Origin of the sequence: Levilactobacillus wangkuiensis (assembly GCF_016861605.1) — a bacterium.
Lineage (GTDB): Bacteria > Bacillota > Bacilli > Lactobacillales > Lactobacillaceae > Levilactobacillus > Levilactobacillus wangkuiensis.
Window position 1 is genome coordinate 48,583 of the sequence record NZ_BOLM01000016.1, and the last position, 11,902, is coordinate 60,484.

8 protein-coding genes are annotated in these 11,902 nt (G+C 49.8%); 4 read left to right on the forward strand and 4 right to left on the reverse strand.

The genetic code is table 11. The features are described from left to right. Window positions 1-228 precede the first annotated feature (228 nt). Window positions 229-2,628, reverse strand: coding sequence for a MucBP domain-containing protein (locus JUF13_RS10905; RefSeq protein ID WP_203639688.1), 2,400 nt, complete (start codon window positions 2,626-2,628; stop codon window positions 229-231). Window positions 2,629-3,447: 819 nt separating this feature from the next. On the opposite strand from JUF13_RS10905, the gene JUF13_RS10910 reads away from it, so the two are divergent. Next, complete coding sequence (locus tag JUF13_RS10910) at window positions 3,448-3,927, forward strand: MarR family winged helix-turn-helix transcriptional regulator (protein ID WP_125766193.1); 480 nt, start codon at window positions 3,448-3,450, stop codon at window positions 3,925-3,927. A 128-nt stretch (window positions 3,928-4,055) separates the two neighbouring features. On the opposite strand, the gene JUF13_RS10915 is transcribed toward JUF13_RS10910, so the two are convergent. Both JUF13_RS10915 and JUF13_RS10920 read right to left on the reverse strand, forming a co-directional pair. Beyond that, window positions 4,056-4,736: a type II CAAX endopeptidase family protein gene (locus JUF13_RS10915; RefSeq protein ID WP_203639689.1), complete on the reverse strand. Its 681-nt coding sequence runs from the start codon at window positions 4,734-4,736 to the stop codon at window positions 4,056-4,058. Between the two features lie 1,040 nt (window positions 4,737-5,776). After that, window positions 5,777-5,983, reverse strand: coding sequence for a hypothetical protein (locus JUF13_RS10920; protein ID WP_125766191.1), 207 nt, complete (start codon window positions 5,981-5,983; stop codon window positions 5,777-5,779). A 150-nt stretch (window positions 5,984-6,133) separates the two neighbouring features. On the opposite strand from JUF13_RS10920, the gene JUF13_RS10925 reads away from it, so the two are divergent. The 3 genes from JUF13_RS10925 to pgmB all read left to right on the forward strand — a co-directional run bounded on the left by JUF13_RS10925 (window position 6,134) and on the right by pgmB (window position 11,102). Then, the gene (locus JUF13_RS10925; protein WP_203639690.1) at window positions 6,134-7,093 is read left to right on the forward strand and encodes a 2-hydroxyacid dehydrogenase family protein; all 960 of its coding nucleotides are present in this window, start codon (window positions 6,134-6,136) and stop codon (window positions 7,091-7,093) included. Between the two features lie 609 nt (window positions 7,094-7,702). Further along, the gene (locus tag JUF13_RS10930) at window positions 7,703-10,417 is read left to right on the forward strand and encodes a glycoside hydrolase family 65 protein (protein ID WP_203639691.1); all 2,715 of its coding nucleotides are present in this window, start codon (window positions 7,703-7,705) and stop codon (window positions 10,415-10,417) included. Between the two features lie 13 nt (window positions 10,418-10,430). Beyond that, a complete protein-coding gene (gene pgmB / locus JUF13_RS10935) occupies window positions 10,431-11,102 on the forward strand; it encodes a beta-phosphoglucomutase (protein ID WP_125766188.1) in 672 nt (223 codons plus the stop codon). 106 nt (window positions 11,103-11,208) lie between these two features. On the opposite strand, the gene JUF13_RS10940 is transcribed toward pgmB, so the two are convergent. After that, complete coding sequence (locus JUF13_RS10940) at window positions 11,209-11,661, reverse strand: hypothetical protein (RefSeq protein WP_203639692.1); 453 nt, start codon at window positions 11,659-11,661, stop codon at window positions 11,209-11,211. Window positions 11,662-11,902 lie beyond the last annotated feature (241 nt).

Consider the following 11,902-nt stretch of genomic DNA (forward strand, 5'->3'; position numbering starts at 1 on the left):
GGTCAATCCTACCGCCGGTGGCCTTATATTACCGTCCCCATCAGGATTAGGAACAAGTCTAAAATATCACAGTTAACTGTTAGTGGCGTTACTCAGACCTATTTCACGGCCGTTTAACCGTTTATCTAACTTACCAGTAGCTGATTCGTTGTGCCCGTCCACCAAAAAGCACCGGCTAAGTGGCCAGTGCTTTTATTTGAAAGCGATACCATTCTTAACTATAGAGGCTTACCCACGTTTTCTTAACTTGAGCCCGGCGAGACCCAGCGCACCAATCAAGGTGGCAATACCGGCTAAGACGTAGTTCCCATTGGTTTCATTCGTTTGTGGTAAGACGGTCTTGTTGGCCTGCTTGTCAGTGGCTGGCGTGGCCGTTGGGGTAACCGTGGCCGCTTGACCACTGGCTTTGAGACTCGTTACTGGTGCTTGCTTCTGACTAGCGGCTTGCTTGGTCCCCTGTTTCGTACCCGTCAGCGTATCGGCTGCGCCACCCTTGGTGGTCTTGCCCGTCGCCTTATCAGCTGGCGTTGTGTCGTCAATCGTGGCGCCATCCCCACCGGTCTTGACGGTGCCATCACTCGTGTAGGTGAAGGTGATCGTCTGGCCGTCCGCCGTATAGGTCCCGGTGGCGGTCGCGTTGCCAGTGACTTTGTAGCCGGCGATGCTTGGGGCGTCGATGTTGAAGGTGTCTCCGATGTTGCCAGTCTTGACGTCGTTGCCAATAATCGTTCCATTTTCATCGACACTGATGATTGTCAGCGTCCCAGTCTTAGTATCTGGATCTGGGGTGTTAGGCGTGACTGGGGTCACCGTGGTCGTCATGTTGTTGGTGACAGAGAAGTTGACCCAGGAACTGTAATCGCTCCCGTCACCCCCGTCTAACACAACTTTGATGACATAGTTACCATTTTTAGCCGCCTTGTTGGCAACTAGCAGGAAACCATTCGGGTTGTTTGGGTCGGCCTTAACGGTAAACCAAGCTGAGGCATCCGTTTGGCTTTGGGCCCATTCGTTATGATTCGTGATGCCATCCGTGCTATCAACAGAGTAAACCGCTAACGCACCGTTGCTGAATTTACCAGGAAGCATCTTAATCGAATCCACCGTTTCACCAGTGGTAAAGTTCATGAAATTCGTGAAGGTCCCTTCCGTCGGGTCGAAACTGTTATTGCCATTCGTTAAAATATGGTGCGCATTCGTTAATGTTTGACCAGAGCCAACAACAAAGTCTCCCGACTGATAAGATCCTGGAATAATCCCAGTGCCAATTTGATTCATCGAATACTCTAGACCAGTCAGTGTGCTGGTGTTTGGTAAGACGCCTGTAAATTTATTGTTAGAAACCCGCAAGCTCGTGACGGACCAGTTCGACACGTCAGGTAACTGCCCGCTTAACTGATTATTATTGACGTTTAATTCCCAAACATTTTGTAAATAAGAGATATCCGGCAGGTTACCAGTCATTTGGTTGTCAGACAGATCCACCATATACAGTTCTGGGTAAGCTGTCAGGTCAGGAAAACCGCCGTTCAGATTCAAATCGCACAAGGTCAGGTATTGTAACTGGGGATTGTTCGCCAGGTATGTCTGTAGAACTGTATCTGCCGAAATGTTCCAATCCGTTTTCACATCATTTATGTTAAACAATTCAAATGATCTTAGATTTGGGGCAAAAGAGAAATCAATCATACTATCTAATGGCAATTCCGCATTACTCAGCTTGAACGTCCGCAAGTTTGTGAAGTACTGTAACCCCTCCAGATTCTTGATAGGTGCTGGGTTAGAGTACTCTTCCATGGTATTGACCCCATACTTCATCCAATCACCATCAAATCCAGCGTATTGGTACAGGTTCGCAGAGTTCACGATACCTCTTGCACCATAATATTGTTGATCAATTGATGTAATCAGTAAGGTCCGCAAGTTTGCATCCGGCATCCACTCAGAAGCATCCTTCCCCAAAATATCATTGAAGTCCGGTGCCCGGAAAACAGGAACCGCTGTCAGGTTCTTCGGTCCGTTTGAAATAGTTGCGACAGCCGCCCGGGCCATCATCATCCGTCCCTGTGGTACAACAACTTGTTTTGGTGCGACTGGGTCAACTTGAACAGAATTTGTAGTAACTTTTTGATCAGACGTCTTCACAACCTTATCTGGTTCAGTCGTTTCCGAATCAGTCACCGTTGTCCCAGGTGTCTTAACGTCCTGATCCCCAGCAGCAGGCTTCTCCTGTTCCGATTGTCCATTAGTTTCTTCACCCGCCTTGACGTCATCCTTTACATCAGGATCGGACACTTTTACGTCATCGTCGGAACCGCTTTCATCTTTGACATCATCGTCATTCGCCGGTTCTTGAGCAACTGGCTTGTCACCCGCTGGTTCCTCGTTTTGCTTCTCAGGAGTCGTCACGTCGCCCGCTGGCGTTGGCGTTTCCGCCGCTGGTGTCTCAACCACTTGACTCGCAGCTGGTTCAGCTTCTGGCGTTGTCGCTGCTTGCGCCGTACCAACGTTGGCCCCCGCCAAGCCCAAACCGACAGCAACAACTGTGATACATGCGTAAATCCACTGTTTGCCTGCCTTATAAGCCTTGTAATGTTCCTTAGCTTCACCGATCACTGCGCGTTTCATGATTCGCGACCTCCTTATGGTTTCTGCTTCTCAGCAGTTGTCCTTCCCTAGTAAGCACATCTCATACCTGAATCCTCGAACAGAATCCGCATACTGTTCTGGTTATCTACCCCATTGCTTTGAGAAAGGTGCCAAACCATTTCCTCACATATCCGCTAATGTGGATAAATAACTCTACACCCACATTGTAACGTATCCTACGTAAATATCAAGGTAAATCGTATAGGGGAAAAACTAATATTGTCGCGTTTCATTCTCAACATAAACTAGCAGTTATATTCAATCAAACTATCAGCTGATAACCGTTTTACATTGTGATTATTTATCATCACATCATCCCCAGCTAATCACGCTTACATTTTGTAATTTCACTAATTTTACTTTCCTTTTACAGATTCTCTGCTATACTTAGCGATAGAGTTTTTTCGATTAACTAACTTAGTTTTTCATTTAAGAAACGTGTCACTTTTTCCAATTCGTTACCATGACGATTGCCTCCCTGCCAAACGAAAATTTTGGATTCACCCCAACGATTGCGGTCGGCAATCCCCAAAGTTATCAGGAATCCCTAATAACTGCTGGTCATGCGCCAGACATTTACTAACAGCAAAAACTTATTTCATCAATAATCATTGAACTTACCAGTAGATATGCTATATAATTGTTTAGGCGTTACGTTATTACCAACCTGGGGCAAGTTACCTAACTTTCTCTGGTTGATAATACCAACAATTGACTTAAATGAGAGGTCGATTACTTGCACGCGGCAATTTAATTGTATACAATACTCTGGAAAGTAATTGAAAGGAGGCCTGTGCCATGCCGAAAGTTACCCCAATTCTACTGGATGAACAGCTGTGTTTCTCCATTTATGCTGCCAGCAAGAAGTTCAACCATTTTTACCAAAGTGCCTTGGCACCCTTTGGTTTAACTTATCCACAATACATCGCAATGCTGGTGTTGTGGGAAGATGCACCGCTCACCGTCCATCAACTAGGTGAGCGCCTCGAGCTGGATAGTGGGACGTTAACGCCCCTCCTCAAGCGATTGGAAAAGCAGGGCTGGGTCGAACGGGTCCGGAGTCGGACTGACGAACGTCAAGTCCTCATCCACCTTACCGAAATGGCCGAAGAAAAGCGTGACGAAGTCTATGCACGTATCGGTCAGTGCCAAACGTTGCTGGGCATGTCCAACGACGAAATTGATAGCATGATGAGCGAACTGGTCACCGTCAAGAGTCAACTCGATACGGTCAGTCAAGAGCGCAAGATTGCTAAGCAAGTGGATAAACAAGCTTAACCGAATCCGATCATCCTCCCATGAGGTTGACCGGATTTTTTCTTTAGCACCAAAAAAAGCCGTCCCCGTCAACGAAGCAAGTAGCTTCGCAACAGGAACGGCTTTAATTTTACGTTGACTTAATCCGTCTAGTGCAACGACAATAACATGGCCCCTACCGCAATCAGGTTATTGAACCCGTGCAGGATGATGGTGCTCTGCAGCTTACCGGTTCGTTTATAAACGTAGGCAAACGTCCCACCCATGACCGCGTAAATCAACCAGCTAATGGGGTTACTGCTCATGTGCACGATGGAAAAGGCCACCCCACTGACCACGATGGGAATCCAAAACATGTTGGCGGGGAAACAGCCATCGACCAACAGGCCCCGGAAGGTCACCTCTTCAATGATGGGACTCGCCAGAACAGCCGTCAAACTCAGCAGAACCAGCGTCCACGGTCCCTGATTCATGAAGGACGCAATCGCTTGGTTGTTAGCCGTGCTGGTTTGATGATAGAACAGGTTGTTAAGCAATCCCAAGAGCACCTGAGCGACAATCACGAAGACGTAGCCCCGCACCATCAACCACCAATCCTTTGCCACCAACCGCTGGTATTTAACCGGATGAACCCGGTGGTAGACCCACAGGCCCAAGGTGATGACTGCCGCGAACCCAACCAGGTAAACGACCGACCACAACAGGCGCACGGCTACCGTTCCGTTGCCCAAGAAAATCAGTGGTAATTGTACGATATTTAAAATAATGACGAGTAGGATCACCCACAGCCAAACCGTGAAACTACCCACTTTTAGCGTTTTTTCTGACACGTAAAACCATCCTCTCACTTTTGTTGATTCGCCTAACTAACTGGGTAATCGGCCGTGGCCTACCACAAAGCGTTGTCCGCAACCGTTAGCCAACCAATTTAGCAAAATATTTATATTTTAATGGCAATTTTCTGAGGAATGCGCTACTATAGAGTTGCGGGTAAGTTTGGATTTACCTTACTTACGCGTGAGGCTTCTGTCCTCATTCAACAGACAGATTTCATTTTACTCCCCCAAAGTAGATGAAATTTTTTACAACATAATCCCCCAATTATGTTGTAACCTTACTCTTTGGCCATTGCGACTTATCGTAATGGTCTTTTTTTGACCAAATTTCTCGTTGACCGCGCCTTGCCGGCCGAGAAAAATGGACTGGAACGCTGGGGGCAGGACGTCCGGAGCCAAAGTACGGTCTCCGAACTCGCTTTGAGCCTCTGAGAAACGAGTCTCAAAGTCGCCATTTTCTGAGAGAAACTCTCAGAAAATCCCCCGGCTGAGTCCATTTTTCTCGACCTATCGGCTTACACAGCGGAAATCTGGTCAATCGACCTTTACTTGTCTGTTTCTTTCTACATATTTACGCTATTTGAATCAATTTACTTCATTGTTAAATCTTTTCATCTAGAGGTTAGTCATCCACTCACTAATCTGCTTGAGTATCACGCAACACAATTAAGAAGGAAAATAACCAGTATCCAGGAACAACACACAGCCAGCCCCCCTCGAGGACCAGCGACATACTGACTGGAGCTAACCAGGTCAGCCACCGGACTGGTGAAAAAGAGCCAGCACGGACCGTGTCAGTGACCAGAGGCGGATCAAAGTTCCCGGCTGTGTCGGTGGCCTTGGCTGGGGTATTTCCCCAGCCTAGCCCACGGGACAACCTTTGAGACCGTACCTCAGGCTCAAAGTTGAGGTGGAAGCCCGCCCCTCAGGCTGGAACCGACCCCATAGCCGGGTACTTTGAATCCGCCGGCGGGAACGCCTTTACACGCCAACGTGACAGCGCTCATTTTCACCAGTTCTGAGGCACAAACTGGTTAGTCCTCGTCGTCTTCGCTGGGGGCTGGGTGCGGCCAGAGAAACCAGAAGATGGCCAAATTAATCACCGTCGCCAAAACCAAACCCACGGCGCCAATCAGCACCTCTAGCCAGGCGGCCAGTGCCAGCGTCAACATTAACCAGATGGTGCCGCCCACTAATCCGGCGGTCAGGATGGTGATCAACATAATTGCTAAAACTTTCACAGTCGCTTCCCCTTTCAGGTCCAGTTACTTTTCACAGCTTACCACGTTTGGCGGCGTTTTTCGAAAAATTTTTCAGCAGAGGATGCTTTCTTCTATGAAAACGATTACAATGGACGTGTGAAATGAAATTTTACTGAAGGAGTGACACTCATGACCAGTGTTTTAGTAACTGCACCAATTCCCCAGTCAGCTTTGGACATTTTAAACGATGCCGGACTTGACGTTGAAAGCTATTCTGGCAGTGGATTAATCACGAAGGACGAGTTGTTAAAGCGGATTGTCGGTAAGGATTATTTGATCACGCCCCTTTCTACTCAGGTGGACAAGGACGTTATCGATGCCGATCCTCAGTTAAAGATTATTGCCAACTATGGGGCCGGCTTCAACAACATTGATGCCGCCTACGCCCGTTCCAAGAACATCCCCGTCACCAACACGCCTAAGGTTTCCACGGTTTCGACCGCTGAAGTCACGACTGGCTTGATTATTACGTTGGCTCACCGGATGGTCGAGGGTGACAAACTGATGCGCACCGAGGGCTTCGACGGTTGGTCCCCACTCTTCTTCCTGGGCCACGAACTGGCCGGCAAGACCTTAGGAATCGTTGGTATGGGTCAAATTGGCCAAGCCGTTGCCAAGCGGATGGCGGCCTTTGACATGAAGATTATCTACACGCAACGTCATCCCCTAGATGCCGCTGCGGAAGGTAGTTTGAACGCCACCTACGCTACCCTGGATGAAGTCCTGGAAAAGAGCGATGTCTTAACCTTACATTGCCCATTGAACGATCAAACGCATCACATGATTGGCGCACAACAATTTAAGAAGATGAAGAAGTCTGCTTATTTGATCAACGCCGCTCGGGGTCCCGTCATTGACGAAGCTGCCTTGCTGGAAGCCTTACAGACCGGCGAATTAGCTGGCGCTGCCCTGGACGTTTACGAAGCAGAACCTAACGTTGACGACGGCTTCAAGGGCCTGAAAAACGTTATCCTGACCCCTCACGTGGGGAACGCCACGGTTGAAGCACGGGACGCCATGGCTTCGATTGTTGCCAAGAACGCGGTTCGCGTTGACAAGGGCGAAGACCCCCTGTACATCGTCAACTAAAAATGAGCCTGGGAGCATCCGTTCCCGGCGGCGAGCTCAAGGCGCCCTGCTGTGGGGCCGGTTCCAGCCTGTGAGACAGGCTTCCACCTCAACTTTGAGCCAAAAAGCGGTCTCAAAGGTTGTCCCGTGGACTAGGCTGGAATAAAACTCCAGCCTAGTCCACCGACACAGCTGGTCGCCTTGGCTCGCCTCTGGTCACTTCTACAACTGGTTCATTTTCACCAGTCTTGTAGCTCACAGATATTTGGCTTGTTAGGCAGATAGTCATTTGCCTATTCAATTAAGTTAACCATAGTTTTCAGCCATTAATTAATATTGAATTTATGACTAATCTGACCGACCGCACACATCATTAAACGCATTCAAAAACCAACCGGCTACCTGAATTTTCTGGGTAGCCGGTTTTTGTACCCTTTTTCTCAGTTTGACCGGGCGTTGACCCAACCACGTCCAATCACTGCAATCGGTTGCAATAGCGCCATTTAGGCGTTCTTCGGACTAACAAATTTCGCGTTTTTTAACGGAAATAATTGCTAATTGCTCGGCGTTAGCCTAAGATTGAGAGTGAAGAATACGCTATCATTTAGCAGAAAGGATGACGATATCGCTTTGAAAATGATTACATTGCACGTTTTAGATGACTCCTTGGAAGTGAGCTACCACCCGACGGACGCTGCTGGCGAGCGGCAATTTATTATTGCCTACAACTCGGACCAGACCATCGGGGAAAACCTGGAGAACCTGCGCCTCAAGCTGGCGGGGCTCGACGTTGACGCCGCGGTCGTGGATAACGCTCTGAGTTACCCCTTCTCCGACACCGTCGTCGGCATCAACCATCAGCGCATTGATATTGGCCTGGCCATTACCAACATGCTAAACATCCCCGTCGTCAGCAACCAAGCGATTGCTAAACAGGGGTTGACCGCTGCCCTACAGGCCAAGCGCGACTACCTCAGTTGGCACCTGGACTATTACGGCCAGTATCAAGGCAAACGCAACTACGGGCAAGAGGCCATGCTGACGGTCGGTAACGGATTTGTTGGCCTGCGGGGCGCCTATACCGAAGCCCACGCCGATGCCGACAACTATCCTGGCATGTACACGGCTGGGTTGTATGACCAGTTGACCACCAATTTAAACGGCCGTGCCGTCACCAACGAAGATTTGGTCAACCTACCCAATGCGCAGGCCCTCTCCTTTGGCGTCGACCACCAGAACCCATTTCAAATCAAGGCCGCTGACATCCAGGACATCTACCGGAGTCTGGACCTCCACACCGGGACGCTGACGACCACCATGTTGGTCCAGCTGTCCACCGGTCACAGTCTGCAAATCAAGACGACCAAGCTCGCCAACTTTAAGGACTGGCACAGGTTGGCAATTCGCTACAGCATCACCCCGTTGAACTTCGCGGGCAGTCTGCAGGTCTACTCCACCATCGATGGGAGCGTCGTAAACGGCAACGTGTCACGCTACAACGCCTTTGATCAGCATCACTTGCGTGTGACCGGCACAAGTCAGCAACCCGACAGCATTTTCCTCGAGGCGCAGACGCGGGCCAGTCACGTTGACCTCGCCCTGGGCTCACATCTCACGGGTCCCGGTCAGGCGTTAACCACGCCAAGCGACGGTCGGCCCAACGCCGAGCAACAGGTTCGGCAGATGCGGTCGGTCGACGTACAACCGCAACAGACCTATACCTTTGAGAAAAATATCGTCCTGTTCACCAGCCGAGAAACCACCGGCGATGTGCTCCAGGCGGCGATGACGGACCTGCAACGAGCCAGTTTCGCCGATACCCTAGCTAGCAGCACGGCCTACTGGCAGAAGCGCTGGGCGGACGCCGACTTCCAGATCACCGGTGACATCACGTCGCAAAAATTGACACGAGTCAACCTCTACCACCTCTTCTCGGCGGTCCAGGCCATTCGCTCCGGTCAAATTGACGCGTCGATCAACGCCCGGGGTCTCGACGGTGAAGCCTATCGGGGCCACGTCTTCTGGGATGAAATGTTCGACCTGCCCGTCTTTGCCTTACACGACCCGCAGCTGGCGCGGCAACTACTGATGTACCGCTACCGCCGGCTACCCGCCGCTAAGCAAAACGCCAAGGACGCGGGGTATGCCGGCGCCATGTACCCGTGGCAATCCGGTGAGGTCGGCGACGAGCAATCGCAAGTTACCCACCTTAACCCGTTGACCAACACCTGGGACCCGGATTACTCGTCTCTGCAACGGCACGTGTCTTTGGCCATCGCGTACAATGTCATCATGTATCACCGCATCACGGGCGACACGGATTTCATGGCGAAATACGGACTGGAAATGCTCCAAGAAATTGCCCAATTCTGGCTCAGCAAAACTAAATTAGACAACGCCGACCACCGCTACACCATCGACCGCGTGATGGGGCCCGATGAATTCCACGAGAACTATCCCAACGCCGATACGACCGGACTGGCAAATAATGCCTACACCAATTTAATGGTGACCTGGTTATTTAACCAACTCGATCACTTACGGCAAGACTTACCAGCCGCCACCCTGAAAACGGTGGACGCCAAGACGGGCGTCACCGCGGCTGTCCGGCAACAATTTAACGATGTGAGCCACCACCTTAAACTAGATATCAACTCGGAGGGCATCATCGGTCAGTTTGAGGGATATTTCAAGCTGCCCAAGCTCGACTTTACCAAGTACCGGGCTAAATACGGCGACATCTCGCGGATGGACCGCATTTTAAAGGCCGAGGGCAAGACGCCCGACGCCTACCAAGTCGCCAAGCAAGCCGACGCGCTCATGGCCTTCTACAACTTGGATGCCCCGCAAGTGCTGGGGTTGCTCAAGCAACTGGGCTACGAACTGCCACAACAGGATCTGCTGAAAAACCTGCAATTCTACCTCGACCGGACCACTCACGGCTCCACGCTGTCACGCATTGTTTACGCGGCGCTGACCGCCATGGCCGGTAACATGGACCAATCCTGGCAATTATTCTCGCAGGCCCTGTTCTCCGACTACTACGACATTCAGGGCGGCACCACAGCCGAGGGCATTCACCTCGGCGTCATGGGTGCCGTGACCCTGATGTCCACGCGCTACTACGCCGGGGTCGATGCTCTGGGCGACCATTTAACGGTCAACCCGCACCTCCCCGAGGCCTGGCAAGCCGTTAAGTTCCAACACCTGTTACGTGGCACGCGCTACACCTTTGACATCGATCACCATCACGTCACGGTGCAAGCCGACCACGCCGCTACTATTCAAATTGGGCAACAAACTGTTTCACTAAAACCTAACGTTTCACAAACCATAACCGATTAAGGAGTGTTTTTTCATGACAAAGTTTGCTGATATTAAAGGATTCGTTTTTGACCTCGATGGTGTCATCACCGACACCTCCATCTTGCACGGGACCGCTTGGCACCAACTCGCCGACTCACTGGGCGTTGCTTGGAGCGAGGAACTGGGCAACGGCTTAAAGGGCATTAGCCGAATGGATTCCCTGGAAATGATCTTAAAGGCCGGTGGCAAGGAAAACGACTACACCGAAGCCGAAAAGGAAAAATTGGCCGCTCAAAAGAACACGAACTACGTGGCCGAAGTGGACAAGATGACGCCCGCTAACATTTTACCCGGCATGAAGGCCTTCCTGGATGACTTACGTGCTAAGGGCTACCAACTTTCCTTGGCTTCTGCCTCCAAGAACGCCCCTCGCGTCTTGGGCAAATTGGAACTGGCCGACTACTTCCCTAAGATCGTTGACCCAGCCAGCTTGACCCACGGCAAGCCAGACCCAGAAATCTACACCAAGGGTGCGGAATTGCTGAACTTGCCAGCCAACCAGTGTATCGGGGTCGAGGACGCCGCTGCTGGGGTCCAAGCCATCAACGCTGCCGGCGAAGTTTCACTGGGTATCGGCGATTCGACTGAACTGGGTGCCGCTGACATGGTCTTCGCGGACACGGCAGAAGTCACCTTGGCCAACATCGAAAAGAAGTTGGGCTAAGTTTTCTACTGAATAGCAAAATAGTTAATGGTAAAAATAAAAAAGCCAGTAATCCTACGTAACGTAAGATTGCTGGCTTTCGTTCATCGTAAACAGAAACAGCCTATTATTTTGCCAAGTACAGTGCTGAAGTATTCATCGTATTTGTATTCGTGTTAATTGTCCAAGGATAGCCCTTCTTACCAGCAGTAATTCCTGTACCACCATTGATGTAAATTCCAAGCTTATATCCCTGATTAATTAGACCTTTAATTTTCTTCTGTGTGTAGCCATTCTTAACAAGAATACTATTAACCTCTTTTGCAACATGCGCATTAGTTGAAGTTATAGGGAAATCCAGTGTATTCATCATTGTTTCGCTATACGTACTACCATATGATGTTTTTAGTTCATGGCTGAGTGACGTCAAATTGATAACACTTGTATAATTACTGGTTGTCATTGCTCTGTTGTTTACAAATTGACCAGCCCCTCGACGAGATAAATCTAAGCTGACTGTTGCACCAGGGAAATATTTCAAAACAGCTCGGGACAGCTTTTGGGATTTATCATTTTCCAAATAGTTAATATAACTGCTATCTGACTTGAACGAGCCAATTTGCTTAGAAATAGCTGGCGTTAAGTAACCATGCCAGACGTAGCCTGATACCTTATTGCAAGTGACCTGATAGTAAACCTTCCCGTTACGCTTAAAAGACTTTTGCGCATACCAAGAGGTGTACTCCTGAATTATTCACCAGAAACTCCAAAATCCCCATCAAACACATGATTCAAGTGCTTGATGGGGATTTTACGTTTTC

Excerpts from the sequence above, each read along its gene's own strand:
- JUF13_RS10905 (WP_203639688.1), bottom strand. The coding sequence starts at position 2,628 with ATGAAACGCGCAGTGATCGGTGAAGCTAAGGAACATTACAAGGCTTAT.
- JUF13_RS10910 (WP_125766193.1), top strand. The coding sequence starts at position 3,448 with ATGCCGAAAGTTACCCCAATTCTACTGGATGAACAGCTGTGTTTCTCC.
- JUF13_RS10925 (WP_203639690.1), top strand. The coding sequence starts at position 6,134 with ATGACCAGTGTTTTAGTAACTGCACCAATTCCCCAGTCAGCTTTGGAC.
- pgmB (WP_125766188.1), top strand. The coding sequence starts at position 10,431 with ATGACAAAGTTTGCTGATATTAAAGGATTCGTTTTTGACCTCGATGGT.